Raw genomic sequence first — 20,978 nt, forward strand, 5'->3', positions numbered from 1 at the left:
CAGGGCCGCAGGCCCTGCCGAACAACCGCCTAATCGTGATCGCTGTCGTCCAGGCTGATGATGCCGCGCCGCAGCGCCTGGGTGACCGCATGCGTGCGATCGCCCACGCCGAGCTTGTCCATCAGGCTCTTCATGTGCGCCTTCACCGTCTGCTCGGAAATCTGCATGCGCTCGCCAATGCGCTTGTTGGACAGACCGCTGGCGACGTGGCGCAATACCTCGGTCTCGCGCGGCGACAGGCGATCTTCCACCACGTGCGCGGCGATGCTGGCGGCCACCGCTGGGGGAATCGGCGCGCGGCGACCGCCGGCCACCATGCGGATGGTGTCGACCAGTTCATGGCGCAGCATGTCCTTCAGCAGGTACGCGCTGGCGCCGGCCTGCAGCGCACGCACTGCGCGCACGTCGCCGCGGTAGGTGGTCAGCACGATGATGCGCGCACGCGGGTCGAGTGCACGGATCCGCACGATCGCTTCCACGCCATCCAGGCGCGGCATCTGCAGGTCCATCAACACCACGTCGGGTTGCAGCTGCTGGTAGCGCGCGATGGCTTCCTCGCCATCGGCGGCTTCGCCCAGCAGGCGCAGGTCAGGCTGGGCGCCGAGCAGCGCGGCCAGGCCATCGCGCAGCAGCGGGTGGTCGTCGACCACCAGCACGCCGATCGGGGTACGGGACTCAGTCATGGTTCGGTCTGCTCCAGGGCCAGCGCCAGCGCCAGCGCGACGGACGGCGGTGATACAGGCGCCGGGCAGGGACCGCCAGCGCCACTTCGGTACCCAGGCCTGGGCGGGTCCACAGCTGCAGCTCCGCGCCAAGCCGTTGCGCCCGCTCGCGCATGCCCTGCAGGCCCCAATGCCCGTAGCCGGCATTCTCGTCCGCGATGCCGACGCCATCGTCGCGCACGTGCAGCAGGAAACAGTGCGTGCCGTAGGACAGTTCCACTTCGATGGCGCCCGCATTGGCGTGGCGCAGTGCGTTGCGTATCGCCTCGCGGCCGATCAGGAACACCTCTTCTGCGGCATCGGCCTGCAAGGGGGGCGTCGCGCCCTCGACGGTCAGGCGCAGGGGGTTGGTGCCGTGGCCGGCATACTCGGCATGCACGTCGGCCAGTGCCGAGGCCAGGTCGCGCCCGGCGAACGGACCGTCGCGCAGCGCGTTGACCCGCTCGCGGCCCTCTGCCAGGTTGCGTTCGGCCAGTTGCATGGCCGCTTCCAGCTGGCTGCGCACCGGCTCCGGGGTCTGGGGTGACTGGCTGATCGCATGCAGGCGCAGGATCAGCCCCTGGCTGCCCTGCAGCAGGGTGTCATGCAGGTCGCGCGCGATGCGTTCGCGCTCACCATTGCGTTCCTGCAGGCGCGCGCGGAACAGTGCCGCCAGCTGGCTACTGCGGATGCGCACTGCCACCACCAGCAGCGCCAGTACGGCAATCGTGCACAGCAGCTTGAACCAGACCGTCTGCATGAAGGTGGGTGCGATGCGGAAGCTGCGGCTGGCTGGCGTGGCGCTCCAGATGCCGTCTTCGTTGGCGGCCTCCACTTCGAAGCGATAGCTGCCTGGCGCCAGGTTGGTGTAGTAGGCACGCGTGCTGCTGCCGGCATCCTGCCAGCGATCATCGACGCCGGACAGGCGATAGCGGTAACGGTTGCGCTCCGGGCGTGCCAGCGACAGCGCGACGTAGTCGATCTGCAGCTGGCTGGTGCCCGCCGGCAGGCGCAGGCCGTCATGCAACGGCTGGTGTTTGCTGCCGTACAGGACGTCACCGATGCGCACGCTGGGTGGCGTGATGTTGACGTGCGAACGCGTGGTATCCAGCCACGCCAGGCCCTGGTTGGTGGCCAGCCACAGCAGGCCGTCATCGGCCAGCGCGGCGGTGGGGATGGGGCCGCTCTGCAGGGCGATGCCCGGCATGCCATCCACGGCATCGAACAGGCGCGGCGTCACCGGGGATCCCGCGCGCAGTGCGCGCCGCAGCTGGCTGCTCTCCAGCCTTACCAGGCCACGGCTGCCATTGAGCCACAGGTGCCCTCCCGCATCGGCGACCATGCCGGTGATGCCTTCGAGGACGCCGGCCATGTCGGTGCGCACGGCAACGAACGGCCCCTCGCCGACGCGCGCGGCCAGCCCGGCTTCGCCGGCTACCAGCAGCAGGTCCCGGTGCTGCAGCAGGGCGGTCACCGGCCCTGCCGAAAGGCCCTGCGCTGCGCCAAAGGTCTCGATGGCCGCAGTGCCCATCCGGCGCACGCGACCATCGGCGTAGCCGAGCAGCAGCTGGCCATGGGCGTCCAGCGCCAGCGACGAGCAGGCCTGCTCGGGCAGGCGGCCAGCGCGCTGCCATTGGTTGTCCCGGTAATGCAGTACACCGCGTTCGCCGGCGCATACCCAGGCCTGCGCCTGGTCGGGAAACAGCAGGGCCTGCAGGGGTTGCCCGGTGAAGGGTGCGGGCAGCGGAATCAGCGTGGTGCGGCCTTCGACAGTGCGCGCCAGGTTGACCCAATCAAACTGCCAGATCGGTGCAGGTGCCCGCCGTGCCGCGGCCTGCAGCTGCGCGGCGCTGCCTTCCAGCAGTGGGCGCCGCAGGTCGTAGGGCTTGAGGTCTTCACCGTAGCCGTACACCCGCCCGTCAGTGGTGCGCACCAGCGAGCGGTACGGATCAGCGGGGCCGGCCGCCAGGGTGTGCACGCTGCGCGCGCGGAAGCGGTTGAGGCCAAGATTGGTACCGACCCAGAGGTTGCCTTCGCGGTCGGCGATGATCGGCACCGCCGAGGTGGCAGTCAGGCCGTGCGGTGAATCGAAGCGCTCCATGCGCACGGCACGGGTGCCGTCGAATGTGACCCGGGCGACGCCTCCATGCGGGCTCATCGTCGCCCACAGTGTGCCGTCGGTGGTGAACTGCATGCGGGCAGCGACCAGGTCGGGCAGGCGCCGCGCCTCACGTTCGGGCCCGGCCAGCAGCCCCTGTGCGTTTGCCAGCGGCGAGGCGCCACGGACGCGGTCAGCCAGCCACACCTCGCCCTGCGGGTTCTCCGCCAGTGTTGCCATCTGGGAGACGGCGATGCCGGTATCGGTGAACGCTGCCTGGTGCGGCCCGCGCATCCAGATCTTCAGATCGGCCAGTACCCAGAATGTGCCACGGCTGTCATGCAACACCCATTGCACGCGGTGTTCCGGCAGCCCGGCGGAGGCCGGCGGGGGCTGCCAACGCCGGCCATCGAACCAGCGCAGTCCACCATTGACCGCTGCCCAGAGGCGGCCCTCGCGGTCCTGGCTGAAGTGCGGCACCACGCCGACCGGTACGCCTTGTTGCCGGCCATAGTTGTACAGTTGGCCGCGTGCGAGTTGGCTGATGCCGGCCTGGAAGTAGCCGATCCACATTGCGTCATCGCGCCCGACTGCCAGGGTGACCATGTTGGTGGACGGCAAGCTGCTGCCCGCTGGCGGCGCCTGGCGTTCAAAACGGCGGCCGTCGAAGCGGTACAGGCCTGAACCGGTCGCCAGCCACAGCAGTCCATCACGGTCCTGCGCAATGTCCCAGATATCGCCAGGCGCACCCTGGCCGACCCGCCACGCGGTGTGCTCGTAGCCAGGCAGTCCGCTGCTCAGCACGGGACGCTGCGCGGCGAGCGCGGGCAGGGCGGTCATCAACAGCAGGCACGTCAGCAGCGCAGGCAGGCGACGCAGGAACGGGAAGGAGCGGCCACGCATGGCGCGCATTCTGGCAGGTGCGGGGCAGGCCCGGGTGACCCGAACGGGGTAGGCGCCCCGCGTCACCGTCGGCTATCACGCCGGCATGTTCCCCGGAGCCCGGCCATGCAGCGCCTGTTCGTGATGTTTCCCGACCGCGACCCGGGCGTCGGCCTGCTGTGGCTGCGGCTGTGCGTTGCGGCCGCTCTTTGTGCGCCCGGTATGCCAGGTGGCTGGTTGTCGGCCTTGTGCCTGCTGGCCGTGGCGATGCTCGCACTCGGCGTGCTGACCCCCCTGGCGGCGGTGATGGCGGCCACAGGACTGTCCGCGCTGCCCGGGCCATGGCCATTGGCGCTGCTGCCTCTGGCCCTGCTGGTGCTGGGGCCGGGCGCCTATTCGCTGGACGCGCGGTTGTTCGGTCGCCGCGTGATCGGGCGCCGGCCTCCCCCATTCGGGTAGGTGCTGGCCTCGACCGACGGGGGTAGGGCATCGCGCGCACGCGCCGCACCATGGGCCATCCCCCCGCGGCGTCCTCGATGGCCACCGTCCTTCCGCATGCCCCCCCCGCCGCGTCGCTGGCACCGCAGCAAGCCGCCGCGTTGCAGCGGGCACTGCGCTATGTCGATGAACACCTGTCACAGCCGCTGCGGGTGACCGAACTGGCGGCCGCTGCTTGTGTCAGCCGTTTCCATCTGGTGCGCCTGTTCCGCACCGGTACCGGCGCCAGTCCGCTGCGCTACGTCCGCCGGCGCCGTATCGAACGTGCGCGCCAGCTGTTGTCGATCCAGCAGCTGCCCATGTCCAGCCTGGCGCAGCAGCTGGGCTTCTTCGACCAGAGCCATTTCGTCCGTAGCTTCCGCGCGGAGACGGGCTGCAGTCCCGGCCAGTACCTGGCCGGTGATGCCGCCCTCCTGCTTCCCCCAGACCTTGATTCCAACGGAGTCCACGCATGAACCCTGCCACCGCCACGCCCGCCCCGTCCCTGCTGTCACCGACCGACCATGCGCTGGTACTGATCGATTTCCAGTCGCAGATGGCATTTGCCACTCACACCATCGACATCTCCGCGCTGCGCAACAACGTGTCGTTGATCGGCAAGGGCGCCAAGGGCTTCAACGTGCCGGTGCTCCTGACCACGGTGGCGGAGGCCTCGTTCTCCGGCCCGATGTTCCCGGAGCTGCCGGTGATCTTCCCGGGCCAGCCGGTGTTCGACCGCACCTCGATGAACACCTGGGAAGACCAGCCTGTGATCGATGAGATCAACCGTATCGGCAAGCGCCGGCTGGTGATGGCCGGCCTGTGGACCAGCGTCTGCATCGTCGGCCCGGCGCTGTCGGCACTGGCGCAGGGCTTCGAGGTCTATGTGATCACCGATGCCTGTGGTGATGTCAGCGAGGAAGCGCACGAGCGCGCGATCACCCGCATGGTGCAGGCCGGTGCGGTACCGATGACCAGCGTGCAGTACTTGCTGGAGCTGCAGCGCGACTGGGCGCGTGGTGAGACCTACGACCTGACCACCGGCATCGCGCGCGATCACGCGGGTGGCTACGGCATAGGCATCCAGTACGCCAAGCGCATGTTCGGCGCGCAGGAAGGCGGGCACTGAGCATGCTGGCTGGCCATGGCCTCGACCTGGCCCTGCTGATGCTGCGCGTGGCCGCCGGCGGATTCCTGCTGCCGCATGCGCTGGGCAAGCTGTTCGGCTGGTTCGGTGGCCCGGGGCTGCCCGGGTTCGCCACCGAGCTGCGCGGCTTCGGGTTGCCGGCGGCAGCGCCGTTGCCGCTGCTGCTTGCCCTGCTGCAGGTGCTGTCCGGGCTGGCCGTGCTGCTGGGCTGGCAGACCCGCATCGCCGCGCTCGTGGCAGCGGCTTTCATTGGCTTCACCGTACTGTTGGCCCTGCCCAAGGGCTGGTTCTGGATGCGCGGGGGCAGCGAGTACCCGTTGATGTGGACCACGGTACTGCTGGCCCTCGCGCTGGCCGGTCCCGGTGCCTGGGCGCTGGACGGCCAACGCCTTCCGGGAGATATCGCATGAGTCACGATCCACTCGACCACGGCCGCCGCAACGTGATGCTGGCCAGCGGCGCAGCCGTGGCGCTGGGCTTGGCCGGCCGCGCCGGTGCCGCACTCGATTCCACTTCCAAGGAGCGTCGCATGAGCACGCTGGTCATCCGCAATGCCCGCATCACCACGCTCGATCCGCAGCAGCCGCATGCACAGGCGTTGGCCGTGCAGGAAGGACGCATCGTCGCGGTCGGCAGCGACGCGGAGATCATGCGCGATTGGGGCAATGAAGCGACCCTGGTCGACGCGCAGGGCCGGCGCCTGCTGCCGGGGCTCAACGACAGCCATACGCATCTGATCCGCGGTGGCCTGAACTACAACCTGGAACTGCGCTGGGATGGACTGCGCTCGCTGGCTGACGCGATGGCGATGCTGAAGGCACAGGTCGACCGCACCCCGGCGCCGCAATGGGTCCGCGTGGTCGGTGGCTTCACTGCCGCGCAGTTCAACGAGAAGCGCCTGCCCACGCTGCAGGAGCTCAACGACATCGCGCCGGATACGCCGGTGTTCCTGCTGCACCTGTACGACCGCGCGCTGCTCAATCGCGCCGCGCTGCGCGCCTGTGGCTACACCAAGGACACGCCGGATCCGCCGGGCGGGCAGATCGTGCGTGATTCGCAGGGCAACCCGACCGGGCTGCTGCTGGCCAAGCCCAATGCGCTGATTCTGTACGCGACGCTGGCGAAGGGCCCGCGCCTGCCGATCGAGTACCAGGCGAACTCGACGCGACATTTCATGCGTGAACTGAACCGGCTCGGCATCACCTCGGTGATCGACGCCGGCGGTGGCTTCCAGAACTATCCCGAGGACTACCAGGTCATCGAGCAGCTGCACCGCGATGACCAGCTGACAGTGCGCATCGCCTACAACCTGTTCACCCAGAACAAGGGCAAGGAGGTGGATGACTTCCGTGGCTGGAGCGAGATCCTGCAGCCGCGCCAGGGCGATGACCTGCTGCGCCACAACGGTGCCGGCGAGATGCTGGTGTTCTCCGCGGCCGACTTCGAGTTGTTCAACGAACCGCGACCAGAGCTGCCGCCGGAGCTGGAGCCGGAACTGCACGACGTGGTGAAGCTGCTGGTCGAGAAGCGCTGGCCGTTCCGCATCCACGCCACCTACGACGAGAGCATCAGCCGCATTCTCGATGTCTACGAACAGGTGAACCGTGAGGTGCGGTTCGATGGCCTGCACTGGTTCATCGACCACGCCGAGACCATCACCCCGCGCAACATCGAGCGCATCCGCGCGCTGGGTGGCGGCATCGCCGTGCAGCACCGCATGGCCTACCAGGGCGAAGCCTTTGTCGAGCGCTACGGCGTGCAGGCCGCACGGCAGACGCCGCCGGTGAAGCGGATGCTGTCCGAGGGCGTACCGGTGGGCGCGGGTACCGATGCCACCCGCGTGGCCAGCTACAACCCATGGGTGGCGCTGTCGTGGCTGGTGACCGGGCGTACCGTCGGTGGCCTGGCCCTGTATGGCGACGAGAATCTGCTGGAGCGCGAACAGGCGCTGCGCCTGTGGACCCAGGGCAGCGCCTGGTTCTCCGGCGACGAGGCGGTGAAGGGCACCCTGAAAGCCGGCCAGCTGGCCGACTTCATCCTGCTCTCGGCCGACTTCTTCCGTGTTGACGATGCGCAGATCGCCGACATCACCAGCGTGCTGACCGTGGTCGGTGGACGCATCGTGCATGCCGACGGCGACTATGCGGGGCTTGCGCCGCAGCTGCCGCCGGCGATGCCGGACTGGTCACCGGTCAACCGTTTCGGTGGCTACCATGTCGGGGGCGCCGCCACCGGATTGGCGGCCGCCCATCGCCACCATCACGGCGTGGCCTGCAGTACCCACGGCGTGCACGGGCATGCCGCGCAGCATGCGGCGCCCACCGATGACCTGACCGCGTTCTGGGGCGCGATGGGATGTTCGTGCTTCGCGTTCTGAGCCTGGCGGTGTTGGCTGTGCCAACGCTTGCACTGGCCTGCGAGGGTGGCCGTTGCACTGACGCCGGTGACGACCAATTGCGATGGGACGCCTCACTGCGCTTGCGCGGCCTGTACTACGACCCGGCCCGGTTTGGCATCGGCGGCGGCGAAGATAGCTATGGCCTGCTGCGTGCGCTGGCCTCGGCTACCTATGTGGAGGATGCCTGGCAGGCGAAGCTGCAGCTGGGCGTGCATGCTGAGAATGGCAAGGCAGGCGGCCCCGGCCGCACGGACCGCAGCGCGCTGGACGTGCAGCAGGCCTACTGGCGGTGGCAGCGTGGCAGCTTCCACCTGCAGCTGGGACGGCAGGAAGCAGGCTATGGCAGTTCGCGGCTGCTGTCGGTGCGCGATGGGCCGAATATCCGCCTGGCCTTCGATGGTGCACGCTTGGGATGGAAGGGTAGCCTCGGCACGCTTGATCTGATGGCGCTGCGGCCGGTGCAGAATCGACCGGGAGCCTTCGATGATCGCGGCGAGCACGGTGCCCACCTGTGGGGTGCCTATGCCACCACGGCACGCGCGCAGGGCGCAGGACAGTGGGATCTGTACCTGCTGGACTACCGCCGGGAAGGCGCACGCTTCTCGGCGGGTGTCGGCACCGAGCGTCGGCAGACCGTAGGTGCTCGCTGGTTCGGCCAGTCCGGTGCACTGGACTGGAACAGTGAACTGGTGGCGCAGGGCGGTGAACTGCGCACCTCGGCAGCGACGCTCGACATCCGTGCCTGGACGCTGGCCACCGATACCGGCTGGCGCTGGACGCACCTGCCGCTGCAACCGCGGCTGGGGCTGAAGGCGGACATCGCCAGTGGCGATGGCAATCCACGAGACGGCCGCCTGGGAACCTTCAATGCACTGTTCCCGAAATCGGCCTACTTCAGCGAGGCCAGCCTGCTGGCGCCGGCCAACCTGATGGACCTCCAGCCGACCCTGACCCTGCGCCTGCACGACGCGGTGACGACGGAGCTGGGCGTACAGATGGCCTGGAAGCATCGTCGCGCCGATGCGGTGTACACCACGCCGGCACCGCTGGTGGCGTTGCCGGGCAGCGCCGGTGGCGCTCGCCGCATCGGCACTCAGTACAAATCCGAAACCCGCTGGCAGGCCAGCGAACACTGGCAATGGCAGCTGCAGCTGGCCTGGGTCGATGCTGGTCCTGCACTGAAGCAGGCCGGTGGCCAGGACACGCTGTTCGCCTCGATCGTTGGAGCATGGCAATGGTGAACGCAACCGCGTCGCAACCCCCCGCACAGGCCGCAGGTGCCTGGTCCCCGCTGAAGATCCGGATGTTCCGTTCGATCTGGCTGGCGATCCTGGCCAGCAACATCGGCACCTGGGTCAACGATGTGGCCGCCGCCTGGGTGATGGCCGAGCGTACCGGCTCGCCGCTGATGGTGGCCCTGGTGCAGTCGGCCACCACCGTGCCGATCGTGCTGCTGGCGCTGGCCGCTGGAACGCTGGCCGACATTGTCGATCGCCGCAGGTACCTGCTGGCAACCCAGGGCTGGATGCTGCTGGTCGCCGCCGTGATGGCGACGCTGACGGCTTTGGACATGCTGACCCCACAGCTGCTGGTGCTGCTGACCTTCTGCATGGGGTGCGGTGCGGCGATGGCGATGCCGGCGCAGGCCGCTATCGTGTCCGAACTGGTGCCTCAGCCGATGCTGGCCTCGGCGGTGGCGCTGAACTCGATCGGCATCAACATCGCACGCTCGATCGGCCCGGCCATCGGCGGTGTGATCGTCGCTCAGCTCGGTGCGGTCTGGGCGTTCGGTTTCAACGCCATCACCTTCGCCGCGATGCTGTTCGTGGTGTGGGGCTGGAAGCGCGACCCGAAGCAGTCGAGCCTGCCACCGGAGGGTTTCGGCGCCGGTCTGAAAGCAGGCCTGCGCTACGCCAGCCGTGCGGGGCGCCTGCAGGCGGTGTTGATCAAGTCGGTCGGCTTCTTCTTCTTCGCCGCAGCGATGAACGCGCTGCTGCCGGTGGTGGTGCGTGGGCAGATGCACGGCGGGGCGGGGCAGTACGGCATGCTGCTGGGCTGCATCGGTATCGGTGCAGTGGGCGGTGCCTTGCTGCTGCCGAAGCTGCGCGCACAGCTGGACCGCGACCTGCTGGTGCTGCTGGCCACGCTGTCGCTGGCGCTGAGCCTGGTCGGCCTGGCGCTGACCCGTAGCTGGTACGTGCTGCCGCTGGTGATGCTGGTCAATGGTTTCGCTTGGATCACCGTACTGTCATCGCTGCAGATCGCCGCGCAGACCGCGGTGCCGGCATGGGTACGTGCGCGAGCGCTGGCGCTGTACATCATGGTGTTCTCGGCCGGCATGGCGGCCGGTGGCCTGAGCTGGGGCGCGCTGGCGCAGCGTACCTCGCCGGAGCTGGCGCTGCTGGTGGCCGCCGCAGGTGCGGTGATCGGTGGCCTGCTGGTGTGGCGCGTGCGCATCGCCGGTACCGAAGACCTGAACCTGCGTCCGGCCGGGCATTGGCCGGCACCCGAGCTGTCGGTGCCGGTGTCGAACGATCGTGGCCCGGTGCTGGTCACGATCGAGTACCGCATCGACGATGCTGATCGTGCCGCGTTCCAGGCCCAGATGCGCGCTCTGGGCACCATCCGTCGTCGTGATGGTGCCGTGGTCTGGGGCGTGGTCGAGGATGTGGCCACCCCGGGCATCCTCCTGGAGTATTTCGTGACCCCGTCGTGGCTGGAGCACCTGCGCCAGCACGAACGCATCACCGCCGACGACAGGGCGATCCAGGAAGCGCTGCGGGAGCTGCATCGCGGTGAGCGTGCCCCGGTGGTGCGTCATTTCGTAGGCGGGCACGACCCGCTGCCGAAGACCGGCGTGCCGCACCACCACAGCGATATCTGACCTGCCGGCTCTACCGAAGGTGCGGCGGCACCGTTACGGTACCGCCGCCGCACATCAACTGCGTGCGAACGCCAGCAGATCGGCGTTGAACTGCTCGGCGTGGGTGATGGTCAGGCCGTGCGGGGCACCGGCATACACCTTCAGCTCGGCATCTCTGATGATCTGCGAGGACAGCTTGGCCGAAGCGTCAAACGGCACGATCTGGTCGTCATCACCGTGCACGACCAGCGCCGGCACGTCGATCTTCTTCAGGTCGTCGGTGTAATCGACTTCCGAGAACTCATGGATGCAGTCATACTGGCCCTTGACGCCGCCGAGCATGCCCTGCAGCCAGAACGCGTCACGCATGCCCTGGGTGACGCTGTTGCCATCGCGGTTGGCGCCGAAGAACGGCGTGGTCAGATCCTTGAAGAACTGCGAGCGGTCGCCGCCGGTACCCTTGCGGATGCCGTCGAAGACTTCCAGCGGGGTGCCGGCCGGGTTCGCCTCGGTCTTCAGCATCAGCGGCGGCACGGCGCCGACCAGCACCACCTTGGCCACGCGGCTGCTGCCATGGCGGCCGATGTAGTGCGCGACTTCGCCACCCCCGGTGGAGTGGCCGACCAGGATCGCGTCCTTCAGGTCCAGGGCCTCGATCACCGCCGCCAGGTCATCGGCGTAGGTGTCCATGTTGTTGCCGTCCCAGGTCTGGCTGGAGCGGCCGTGGCTGCGCCGGTCATGGGCGATCACGCGGTAGCCGTTCTGGCCCATGAACAGCATCTGCGGGTCCCAGGCATCGGAGGACAGCGGCCAGCCGTGGGCGAACACGATCGGCTGGCCGGTGCCCCAGTCCTTGTAGAAGATGCGCGCGCCGTCGGCGACGGTGACGAAGTTGCTCATTGCGGTTTCCTTGGCGGAAGGGAGGGATGGCGCTGACGAACGTGCCAGTGCCGCCGCCAGTACAGCGCACGGCCCGGCAGCCGGCTTGCACGGCTGTGCTTGAATGCCGCTGTTGTGACGCGTCTCGCTCTGGTCTCCGGCGGCTTCCGCGCTGATGATGATGGCCTTCCTGTCGAGGCGCCTGCGATGTCGAGAGTGCGATGCAGCCCGCTGTTGGGCCTGCTGCTGGCCACGGCGGTTCACGCGCAGACCAACGTCTACAAGTGCGTGGATGGGCCACATCCGGTCTATCAGCAGACACCCTGCCAGGGACGCGCGGAATGGCGCTGGGAGGTGCCAGAGGAGCAGTCGCTGTCGCGCGGACCGGTGCCAAGGACGACCCGGTCGGGCAACGCGTTGCGGACGTCGCCGCGTACCGCGCGCTCGGGGCGGGCGCAGGCCGCGCTGATACCCATCAGTACGGACCCCGGAGCTTGTGAACGCGCACGCCAGCACCGCGGGAGCGTGCTGGCCAGGACCAAGCGACTGGACTTCCTGCAACGCCGTCAGCTGGACGACGCCGTGTACGACGCCTGCCGCTGAGCGCGGCTCACGAAAGGCCAAAACGGCAACGGCGCCCTGAGGCGCCGTTGTGCGTGGATACGGATGGCGGGGCCTCAGCGGCCGTCGCTGGCGGCAGCCGGTGCCGGCGAAGACACGCTGTCCGGCTTGGGCAGGCTCAGTTCCGGGTTGCCCTGTTCGGCCTGCAGGATCTGGATGCGGCGCTGCAGGGCATCCAGCTGGCTGTTGGTGCTCTGCACGTCGGTGCTGAGGCTGACGGCCTGCTGCTGTGCCTGCTGCAGGGCGGCGCTGACCTGGGCCGACTGTGCCTGCTGCTGTTCCATTTCCTGCTGCAGGGTGCGCAGGCGTTCCTCGTTGTAGGCCACCAGGCGCTCGGTGTAGCGCTTGCCGGCTTCCAGGCGGGTGGTATCGATGTAGACCTGGGCCAGCTGTTCGGACTGCTGCGCAAACGTACGGTAGACCCGCTCGGCGTTGTCGACGGCATCGGTCTTGATCACCCTCCAGAAGTTCTTCTCCTGGAACAGGGCGACGTAGTAGGTCAGGGTGTTGGCGTTGAACAGCAGGCTGGCGCCGTAGTTGCCGTTGTAGGTCGTGCGCAGCTCGGTCAGCTGGCGCGAATCCATCAGCTGCTTGAGCTCGTCAACGGTGTTGCGCACCACCGGCGCGCTGCGGGCGGCCGGCTCGGCGGCTGCCTCACGGTCGCCACGGGCAGCCATCGCCGCCGGTGCCACCAGCATCATGGCCACGGCCAGCAGTGCCGCGCCGCGCGCGTGCCGGGCGAAGACCGCGCCCCCTGAAGTTTCTCGCATGTCTAGACCATCCACGGATGAGTGTGGGTTGAGATGAAGGTGGTTCCCCGCCTGGAGTCTAGCATGGGCGCGGGCGCCGCCAAGGGCGCCCGTCACGGGTCAGTAGACCAGCTGCGCCGCGCTGCACTGGATCGACTGCACGTTGACGTCGGTGCGGCCGAGTTCCAGGCCCAGCACGCTTGCCAGCAGGTTGGTCAGCAGGGTGCCGACGCTGTTGAGCACCGGCCGAAGGGCGGCCAGGATCGGCTTGAGCAGCGTGCACAGCAGGCCACTGCAGCTCACGCTGCCATCCGGATTGGTGACGCCGGTTCCACCGGTACCATCGAGGAAGCCGGCCGGCGCGGTCTGGATGTACGAGGCGAGGTTGTTGCGTACGCAGCCGTTGTAGTCGATCAGGTTGCCGAGCAGGCTGTCGCAGCGGTTGATCAGGAGGCCGCCGACCAGTGAACCCAGCAGGCCATCGAGAAGGCCCAGGCCCTGTCCGGTGACGGTTGTCTTGTAGCCGGTCCACACCGAGCCATCTTCCCAGCACGTGGTCAGGCCCAGCAGGCAAGGCTTGGGTACACCATTCTTCACCGTCCAGTTGCCCAGCGGCGTCAGGTTGCGCGACGGATCGCCATCGCGCAGCAACGGGATGACCTGATCGACGTTGTAGCGCCCCCCCGTGGGAAAGGCCGCGAGCAGATAGCGGTCGGCCAGTGCCTTGGCAGTGTCGTTGGCGCTCATGCCCTGCTTGGGCGAGCTGAGCATGCCCGCCAGCACGCGCAGCAGTTCATTGACCAGGTCCGACACTGCGTTGCCCACAGCCAGTGGATTGATCCGGGTCGAGGCGGTTTCGCCGGCAGCCAGGGTCAGGCTCTGCGAGCCGGTCAGGGCCGGCAGGGTGATCTTGTCATTGATCAAGGGCTGCCCGAGCAGTTTCAGTAGTTGCTCGTTCTTCAGGGTGGCGTCGCAGACATTGCTCCTGGAAAAGCGCTGCGCCGGGTCGACGTTGCCGACACAGGCGCGCAGCACCGACGAATCGACCTGGATGGTGGCCTTCTGTGGGCTGGCGCCGCATTGGATGCCGGTCAGCGTGCCCATCGCATTGGCGACATCGACATGCAATGGCAGGTGCAGTCGCGTGCCCAGCAGGTTCAGCAGCGGGCCCACCGCGAACAGGTTGTTGCTGTCCACGTCGACCATCAGCCGCACCTGCGCGTTGTACGCGCGTGTGCCGACACCGCCGATGGCGATCGAGGGTGGTTCGACCACGCCGGCCTGGATGTTGATGCCCAGCAGGTCCAATCCCTTGACCGCCACGCCGTTGCCGTCGTTGGCGATGGAGATGGCGGTGCTGATCAGGTTGAGGACATTGACCTTCGTTTCCAGCGCGCTGCCGACGGTGCCATCCGGCGAGACGACTTCGGCGAACAGGCCGCCGCCGCCGGACTGGCTGCCCAGCACGATATTGAGCTTGTTGATGTCCAGTTGGGTGGCGACCAGATCGGACAGTGCGCGCAGCTGTACGCCTACGGCGGTATCGCGGCCGACCACGGTGGCAGTGGCATCGACCAGCTGTGCCAGCGAGATCTTGTTGACCGACAGCAGCCGGTTGAAGTCGGCCACGCTGAGGTTGGCGCTGACCGGGATGTTCAAGGCCTTGAGCAGGCCCGATGGGGTGACATTGGCCTGGGCCAGGCCGTCATAGGACAGGACGGTGGCATTGGTGACATCCAGGCCGACCAGGCGCAGGGTCGACAGCAGGACCGAGTCGCCATTGGTGCGCAGCAGCTGCGAACCGACCGCGAACACCGCAGTCGGTTCGGAACGTCGGGCCACCGCCTCCACGCTGACGGTGGGCAGGCGGGTGTTCTGGCCGAAGAACGGCAGCACGCTGCGCTGCGCGACCACCTGCACGGCATTGCGTGGGTTGCTGGCATCGATGGTGGTGACGAAGCGGTTCGACGTGCTGCGTGCGGCGCTCCAGTTGCCGCAGCGGATCTGCAGGGTGCCTGCAAACTTGTTCTGGGTGACCGCGCTCTGCCGTGCTGCGCTGTTGTCGCTGTTGTCGGACGCGCACAGCTCCAGCCGCTGTGCACCGGCCAGTGCCGCGAGGTCGGCGACTTTCTGTGCGTCGCGCTTGGCCCAGAACAGGTAGCCGATCTCGATCAGGCCCAACATCGCCAGCAATGCCAGCATGACCAGCATCATGGTGATCGACATGCCGCCGCGTGGGCGGCTGAAACTGAACTGGCGTGGGCGTTTCATGGCCTACCTCAGCGTCCGGATGAGGATGTTCCCTTGGACTTGGCGACATCGGTTTCGAAGAAGTCCGGGATTTCGTGTTCGAAGCTCTTCAAATAGCGGGCATAGCTCAGCGTGGCCTGGTCGCCGAGGATCGGCAGGCGCTGCCCGGCCTGCTGCCCCGATGCCTGCAGGCGGAACAGGTCGCGCGCGGTATCGCCGATCTGTGTGCGAACAGGGCGGGCCACGGGTGCGACGTGATCGGTGGCAGCGATCGCCGGGGCAGCGATCGGTGATGCCGATGGAGCAGGGGCGGCAGGGTCCACCGTGGCCAATGCCTCGGACTGCAGTGGTTGCGGGGCCGCTGCGACCGGCGCATTGCCGCCGAGCATCTGCCCGGTCAAGGGTTGCTGCTGCGCCTGCGCGACACCGGTCATCAGCAGGCAGGCCAGTGCAGGCAACAGAGGTCGAGTCAGGGGCATCGCGCTCATGGAGTATTCCCGTTCGGCTGATCGGAGGTGCTGAAACGTTCCAGCATCGAGGGCGGCAGACGTTGCGGGTCGCGCGCATCGCGGGCGTCGCGACGTGGTTCGGCGGCGAGGCGCGTGGTGCTTTGCTGCACGCGGCTGGTGGCACCGGCGTTGGCGCGGGCATACGGGGACGCAGGAGCAACCTGCGCCGCGGCGGCCTGGCGCTGCTGCAGGCGCGTGCGGATCTGCGCGGCCTGTTGCTGGATGCTGTGCTGGGTGTCCTCGTTGAGGTTGGCCTGCTGGACCAGGCGCTCGGCGGTGGCGACATCCCCGCGCAGTACCGCCCACAAGGCAAGGTTGGCGGTGGCCTTGGCATTGCCCGGCGACAGTTCCAGTGCCTTGGCAAGTGGCTCGCGCGCCTGCTCGAAGCGGCCGGCGCGCAGGCGTGCGTAGCCAAGATCACCCAGGTAATCGGTGTTCAAGGGCTGCAGCTGCGTTGCCCGCGCCAGTGCCTCCTCACTGCCGCGGTCGTCATCACGTCGCGCAGCGATCAGGCCCAGGCCGTGCGCGGCTGCAGCGGCCTGCGGGCTGCTGGAAAGTTCCCGGTACAGGGCGATGGCCGCGTCGGCCTGGCCGGTCTCGCGCAGGGCGTCGGCCTGCAGCAGGCGCAGCGCCGGCGGATCGCCGTAGCGCTGGCGGAAGGCGTCGACGTGGGCCAGCGAGGCATACCACGCACCCTGCTGCTGCATGCGCCCGATCAGTTCCAGGTAGGCATTGCGGCTGTCCTGCGGTGCCGGTTCGGGCGCGGCCAGGCTGGGCGCGCGCAGGTACTTCGGCGTGGTCGATGCGCAACCACTTGCGACGGCGGCGAGGGCAAGCAACAGGCAGGAGGTACGCAGGGCAGGCATCAGGGCGATCCCATCTTGGACATGGTGGTGGCCAGCGCGACCAGCGCCGGGCCGGCAAGAACCAGCATCAGCGCTGGCAGCAGGGTCAGCATCATCACCACGGTCATCTTCACCGAGAGCTTGCCGACCTTTTCCTTCAGGGTGTTGCGGCGCTGTTCGCGCAACCGGATGCTGAACTGCCGCAGCGGTTCCTGCACCGCGCCGCCATGCGCGTGGACCTGCAGGATCAACTGCATCAGGCTGGTCAGGTCGTCATCCGCATAGACCTCACTCAGGCGACGCAGGGACTGCGCGCGGGTACGGCCATGGGTGTAGGCGACGTTGGCTTCCTGCAGCTCGCCGCCGAGCACCGGCAACGCATCGCGCAGCTTGTCGCCCAGCGTCTGCAGGCTCTGGTCCATGCTGAACCCCACGCCCTGCAGCAGGCGCAGCAGGTCGATAAATAGGGGCAGCTCGTTGTCGACCGCGCGTCGGCGCCGCTTCACCCACGAAGAGAGGATGAACTTCGGCAGTAGCAGGCCTGCTGCGAGCGCACCGATCACGACCATCATCTTGGCCAGCCCCTGGGCGCTGCTGAATGCCAGGGCCAGCGCCAGCACCAGCACGCCCAGCAGCAGGCGCAGGCCAAGATAGATGGCGGTGCCACGCCGTGTGTTCCAACCCGCCAGGTCCAACAGCAGCCGGTCTTCATTGGCCAGCAGCGCGGATTCCAGGCGGCCGCCACTGAGCGCGCGCCCGAAGCGTTCCAGCCAACCCAGCGAATCACGGCGCGCGGCCTCCGTGTCGCGCACCTCATCCCGGGGTTGCAGTGCGGTCTTCAAGGTGGCCGAGGTGCGATGTTCGCGGTGGCTGCGGACCCATCCGGCGATGCCCAGCAGGGCAACACCGGCGGCCAGCACCAGCAGGGACAGCGCAAACCAGGTGCTGGCACTCATCGGGCACCTCCGTGGTGGATTCGGGTGGTCATAGCGATTTGGCCAGGCGATAGAGCAGGAAGGCGCCAAGCAGCTCCAGCCCAAGCGCGATCAGCAGGATCTTGTGACCCAGCGGATCGTGCAGCACCGGCTGGAAGAACTCAGGGCTGGAAATCGCCATCAGCACCGCGCTGGCCGGTGGCAGCAGGCCCAGCACCCAGGCGGACATGCGCGTTTCCGACGTGGTCGCGGCCAGCTCCTGCTGGGCCTGCTCCAGGTCGCGCATGAAGTCGCCCATGCGCTGCAGGATCTGATCGGAGCGTCCGCCGATGCGGACGCTGACGCCGATCACCACGGACAGTACCTTGAGCACGTCCATCCGGTAGGGCTGTGCCGCCAGACCGAGGGCACGGTCCAGGTCCATGCCGCTGCGTGCGTAGCGCACGGTGGTGTCCAGTAGTCCACGCAGCGGCGCGCTGGTCTGCATTGATGCCACCTGGAACGCCGCCTGCAGGCTGTTGCCGAGTGCGGTCAGCCGCACCAGGTTGTCGAGGAAGTCGGGCAGCTGGTGCAGCAGCTGTGCACGCAGTTTCGTGGTGCGGCGCATGACCCACAGCCAGCAGCCCAACAGGTACAGCAGCAGGGTCAGGGGGAACATCCACGCAGTGCCGAGCCTGAGTGTCGCCACGACCGAGAGCACCAGCCCTGGCACCAGCATCATGATGGGCAGCTTCCAGCCCGTCTGCAGGCCCGCACGTTGCAGCAGGCCATCCAGCGGCAACACCCGGCGCCCGGCACTTGCCGGTCGCGCCGCGTCGCTGGCGGCGGCCACGGATGCCCCGGCCGGCGCGCCACCACTGGCACTGCCGCGCGCCAGCTGCTGCTCGGCGTGCTGCAGCGAGGCCTGGCGCTGTTCGCGGTTGCTGGCGGTGCCCCACAGCCACACCGCCAGCGCCAGCAGCACCGAAATGATGCTCAGTACACCCAGCAGCAGGCCTGTGCCCATGCTCAGAAGTCTCCGTACAACGATTCGCGCAACTGCTGGCGGAACGGTTCCAGCTTGTGCGAATGCGGATGGAAACCCAGTCCGATCCAGCGATCGGTTTCCTTGCCGCTGCCGTCGATCTGCAGTTCGTGACGGAACATCTCCTGGGTCGTGATCAGGTTGTCGCTGACACCGGTGATTTCCGTGATCGAGACCAGCACGCGCCGGCCGCTGCCCAGCCGCGAGATCTGCACGATGAAGTCGATGGCGCTGGCGATCTGCCGGCGCAGGCTGTCCTCGCTGCCCTGGAACCCGGCGAAACCGGCCAGCATCTCGATGCGGTAGAGGCAGTCACGGGGCGAGTTGGCGTGGATGGTCGCCATCGATCCATCGTGGCCGGTGTTCATGGCCTGCAGCATCTCCAGCACTTCGGCACCACGCACCTCACCGACCACGATGCGGTCGGGGCGCATGCGCAGGCTGTTGCGGACCAGGTCGCGGATGCTCACCGCGCCATGGCCTTCTGCACCACCGATGCGGCTTTCCAGGCGGACCACGTGCGGGTGGTTCAGTGACAGCTCGGCGGTGTCTTCGACCGTGATCACGCGCTCGTTGGGCGGCACGTAGCTGGCCAGGGCGTTCAGCAGCGATGTTTTGCCCGAGCTGGTGCCGCCGGACACCAGGATGTTGCAGCGTCCCAGCACCATCGCCTTCAGCAGCGCCTGCATCGGCGCATCGAAGGTGCCCTTGGCCAGCAGCTCGTCGGGGGTGAACGGGTCCTTGCGGAACTTGCGGATGGAGACCATCGGCCCATCCACTGCCAGCGGCGAGATGATCGCGTTGAGGCGGCCGCCGTTGGGCAGGCGCGCGTCGACCATCGGATTGGAGTCATCGAGGCGGCGGCCCAACGGCGCGAGGATGCGGCGCAGGATGCGCAGCAGATGGGTGTCGTCGGTGAAACGCTGGGTGGCGCGCTTGAGCTGCCCGCCCTGCGAGACGTGCACATCCTTGAATCCGTTGATCAGGATGTCTTCGATGGTCGGGTCATGCAGCAGGTCGTCAAGCGGGCCGAAGCCGGTCAGCTCCTTGACCAGTCCTTCGGCCACCACCTGCATCTCCTCTTCGTTGATCGGGATGCGCCATTCCTGGATGAAGCCCACCGTCTGCACCTGCACCCAGCGGGCGATGGTGTCAGGCGCCCAGGAATCGATGTCGATGCGCTCGTCTTCGATGCTGTTGAGCAGGTGCTCATGCGCGGCCGACAGCACCTTCTGGTACTGCTCGGTCTGCGCGAACGGCAGGTGGCCCGGGGCACTGTCGGGCAGCACCGGGCGGGTGGCGGCATGCGGGAACGGGGTTACCTTGTCTTCCATTGCGATCCACCCAGGGCAAGGGAGAGTCTTTCCCGCAGGCCATGGGCCTGGACCGGGACGGCAGCCGGATCCAGGCGCGACACGAGCGGGGCGAGGGCACGCAGGTAGGGGTCGCGCGGTGCGTCCTGCAGCAGCAGATGTCCCTGGCTGGCGGCCAGGCGTACGCGCGGGCGTTCGGGCAGCGTGGCCAGCAGTGGCACTTCGAATCGGCGTGCGATCTGTTCGGGGCTCATGCCGCTGCTGTCGTCGTGGCGGTTGATCACCAGCTGCAGGCGCTTCTCGCGTTCACGCTGGCCGGCCAGGTGCTTCAAGGCCTGGTCGAGCGATACCAGGGTGGCGATCGAGGGGTCCGTGACCAGCCAGATCTCGTCGGCCTGGTCCAGCAGCAGGGGCGGCAACTGCCGCAGCGGGCAGCCACCGGCATCGCACAGCACGCTGGCGAACACGCTGCGCAGGCGCTGCAGCAGTGCACCCGGGTCCGAGGGCGGCACAGCATCACTGCCGCTGGCGCGGTCGAGCAGCACCAGGCCGGTGTCATGGCGGGCCATCGCGGTGCGGGCAAGGGTGGCGTCGATGCGGCTGGCGTTGCGCAGGGCATCTTCGTAGTGGAAGCGGCTGTCCAGGTTGAGGTACAGCGCCAGGTCGCCGGACGGCTGCGCCAGTTCCATCAACAGGCCGTCCTGCTGCAGGGCTTCGCCCTGGGCCAGCGTGCGGGTCTGCTGGGCCAGTACCGAAAGATGCGCGGCAAGGGTGCTGGTGCCGACCCCGGCACGCACGCCGAGCAGGACGATCAGGCGCGCCTTGTGCGCATGCTGCGCGGTGGCGGCGGGATGCGGCGACAGGGCCCGTCGCAGCGCGGCTTCGATACCGATGTTGTCGCTGTCCAGATCCAGCACATCGCGCAGGCCGGCGCGCAGGGCGATCACCACGCCCTCGACCTGGCCGGCGCTGGTGGCGCCGACCGCGACCAGCGGCAGGTCCGGCTGGGTCTGCTGCAGCTGCTGCGCCAGCAGGCTGGAGGCTGCCGCGTGTTCCGGACGGAAGTCGAGCAGCACCAGGCTCTGTGGGCCGCGCTGCAGGTCCTGTGCGGAGGTCGGCATGCTGCTGTCCTGCCAGTGCAGGATGGTGGTCGGCGGCAGTTTCGCCGCCAACCGGGGCAGCAGTTCCCGATCCATTCCGTACAGGACCAGATTCATCGGCGGTCCTTGCGGATGCAGCGGCTGGGCGGTGGCGTAGGGCATGGGCGTGGTATCGCAGGCATCATGG

19 protein-coding genes are annotated in these 20,978 nt (G+C 68.1%); 8 read left to right on the plus strand and 11 right to left on the minus strand.

From position 1 onward, the window contains the following. Positions 1 to 29: 29 nt before the first annotated feature. Both AC5P8Z_RS09565 and AC5P8Z_RS09570 read right to left on the minus strand, forming a co-directional pair. Positions 30 to 683: a response regulator gene (locus AC5P8Z_RS09565; RefSeq protein WP_495228908.1), complete on the minus strand. Its 654-nt coding sequence runs from the start codon at positions 681 to 683 to the stop codon at positions 30 to 32. Then, positions 676 to 3,711: a sensor histidine kinase gene (locus AC5P8Z_RS09570; protein WP_495228910.1), complete on the minus strand. Its 3,036-nt coding sequence runs from the start codon at positions 3,709 to 3,711 to the stop codon at positions 676 to 678. The genes AC5P8Z_RS09565 and AC5P8Z_RS09570 overlap by 8 nt, the downstream gene beginning before the upstream one ends. A gap of 96 nt (positions 3,712 to 3,807) precedes the next feature. Between AC5P8Z_RS09570 and AC5P8Z_RS09575 the strand changes: the two genes are divergently transcribed. The 7 genes from AC5P8Z_RS09575 (at position 3,808) to AC5P8Z_RS09605 (ending at position 10,587) form a co-directional block, all read left to right on the plus strand. Then, the gene (locus tag AC5P8Z_RS09575; RefSeq protein WP_495228912.1) at positions 3,808 to 4,140 is read left to right on the plus strand and encodes a hypothetical protein; all 333 of its coding nucleotides are present in this window, start codon (positions 3,808 to 3,810) and stop codon (positions 4,138 to 4,140) included. A gap of 50 nt (positions 4,141 to 4,190) precedes the next feature. Further along, a complete protein-coding gene (locus AC5P8Z_RS09580; protein ID WP_286068686.1) occupies positions 4,191 to 4,634 on the plus strand; it encodes a helix-turn-helix transcriptional regulator in 444 nt (147 codons plus the stop codon). Next, on the plus strand, positions 4,631 to 5,287 hold the full coding sequence (locus AC5P8Z_RS09585; RefSeq protein WP_495228914.1) for a hydrolase: 657 nt from the start codon (positions 4,631 to 4,633) through the stop codon (positions 5,285 to 5,287). The genes AC5P8Z_RS09580 and AC5P8Z_RS09585 overlap by 4 nt, the downstream gene beginning before the upstream one ends. 2 nt (positions 5,288 to 5,289) lie before the next feature. Next, positions 5,290 to 5,715: a DoxX family protein gene (locus AC5P8Z_RS09590; protein ID WP_286068682.1), complete on the plus strand. Its 426-nt coding sequence runs from the start codon at positions 5,290 to 5,292 to the stop codon at positions 5,713 to 5,715. Between the two features lie 119 nt (positions 5,716 to 5,834). Next, positions 5,835 to 7,682: an amidohydrolase gene (locus AC5P8Z_RS09595; RefSeq protein WP_495228936.1), complete on the plus strand. Its 1,848-nt coding sequence runs from the start codon at positions 5,835 to 5,837 to the stop codon at positions 7,680 to 7,682. After that, positions 7,661 to 8,944: an alginate export family protein gene (locus tag AC5P8Z_RS09600; protein WP_495228915.1), complete on the plus strand. Its 1,284-nt coding sequence runs from the start codon at positions 7,661 to 7,663 to the stop codon at positions 8,942 to 8,944. Before AC5P8Z_RS09595 ends, AC5P8Z_RS09600 begins: the two co-directional genes overlap by 22 nt. Further along, on the plus strand, positions 8,938 to 10,587 hold the full coding sequence (locus AC5P8Z_RS09605; protein ID WP_495228916.1) for an MFS transporter: 1,650 nt from the start codon (positions 8,938 to 8,940) through the stop codon (positions 10,585 to 10,587). The genes AC5P8Z_RS09600 and AC5P8Z_RS09605 overlap by 7 nt, the downstream gene beginning before the upstream one ends. 54 nt (positions 10,588 to 10,641) lie before the next feature. On the opposite strand, the gene AC5P8Z_RS09610 is transcribed toward AC5P8Z_RS09605, so the two are convergent. Continuing rightward, on the minus strand, positions 10,642 to 11,466 hold the full coding sequence (locus tag AC5P8Z_RS09610) for an alpha/beta fold hydrolase (RefSeq protein ID WP_295568830.1): 825 nt from the start codon (positions 11,464 to 11,466) through the stop codon (positions 10,642 to 10,644). A 186-nt stretch (positions 11,467 to 11,652) separates the two neighbouring features. On the opposite strand from AC5P8Z_RS09610, the gene AC5P8Z_RS09615 reads away from it, so the two are divergent. Further along, on the plus strand, positions 11,653 to 12,048 hold the full coding sequence (locus AC5P8Z_RS09615; protein WP_495228937.1) for a hypothetical protein: 396 nt from the start codon (positions 11,653 to 11,655) through the stop codon (positions 12,046 to 12,048). Positions 12,049 to 12,122: 74 nt separating this feature from the next. On the opposite strand, the gene AC5P8Z_RS09620 is transcribed toward AC5P8Z_RS09615, so the two are convergent. The 8 genes from AC5P8Z_RS09620 to AC5P8Z_RS09655 all read right to left on the minus strand — a co-directional run bounded on the left by AC5P8Z_RS09620 (position 12,123) and on the right by AC5P8Z_RS09655 (position 20,953). Next, a complete protein-coding gene (locus AC5P8Z_RS09620; protein WP_495228917.1) occupies positions 12,123 to 12,836 on the minus strand; it encodes a DUF2968 domain-containing protein in 714 nt (237 codons plus the stop codon). Between the two features lie 99 nt (positions 12,837 to 12,935). Continuing rightward, positions 12,936 to 15,086 (minus strand): TadG family pilus assembly protein, encoded by a 2,151-nt coding sequence (locus AC5P8Z_RS09625; protein WP_495228918.1) that lies wholly within the window; start codon positions 15,084 to 15,086, stop codon positions 12,936 to 12,938. Between the two features lie 8 nt (positions 15,087 to 15,094). Beyond that, the gene (locus AC5P8Z_RS09630) at positions 15,095 to 15,553 is read right to left on the minus strand and encodes a DUF3613 domain-containing protein (RefSeq protein WP_495228919.1); all 459 of its coding nucleotides are present in this window, start codon (positions 15,551 to 15,553) and stop codon (positions 15,095 to 15,097) included. Beyond that, complete coding sequence (locus AC5P8Z_RS09635) at positions 15,550 to 16,440, minus strand: tetratricopeptide repeat protein (protein WP_286068668.1); 891 nt, start codon at positions 16,438 to 16,440, stop codon at positions 15,550 to 15,552. The genes AC5P8Z_RS09630 and AC5P8Z_RS09635 overlap by 4 nt, the downstream gene beginning before the upstream one ends. Further along, entirely contained in the window at positions 16,440 to 17,375 is a 936-nt protein-coding gene (locus tag AC5P8Z_RS09640) for a type II secretion system F family protein (RefSeq protein ID WP_495228920.1), read from the minus strand. The genes AC5P8Z_RS09635 and AC5P8Z_RS09640 overlap by 1 nt, the downstream gene beginning before the upstream one ends. A 28-nt stretch (positions 17,376 to 17,403) precedes the next feature. After that, positions 17,404 to 18,360 (minus strand): type II secretion system F family protein, encoded by a 957-nt coding sequence (locus AC5P8Z_RS09645; protein ID WP_495228921.1) that lies wholly within the window; start codon positions 18,358 to 18,360, stop codon positions 17,404 to 17,406. Between the two features lie 2 nt (positions 18,361 to 18,362). Next, on the minus strand, positions 18,363 to 19,712 hold the full coding sequence (locus AC5P8Z_RS09650; protein WP_495228922.1) for a TadA family conjugal transfer-associated ATPase: 1,350 nt from the start codon (positions 19,710 to 19,712) through the stop codon (positions 18,363 to 18,365). Continuing rightward, the gene (locus AC5P8Z_RS09655; protein WP_495228923.1) at positions 19,697 to 20,953 is read right to left on the minus strand and encodes a CpaE/TadZ family protein; all 1,257 of its coding nucleotides are present in this window, start codon (positions 20,951 to 20,953) and stop codon (positions 19,697 to 19,699) included. Before AC5P8Z_RS09655 ends, AC5P8Z_RS09650 begins: the two co-directional genes overlap by 16 nt. Between the last annotated feature and the right edge of the window lie 25 nt (positions 20,954 to 20,978).

It is taken from the genome of Stenotrophomonas sp. YJH_SMC_17 (genome assembly GCF_059371655.1).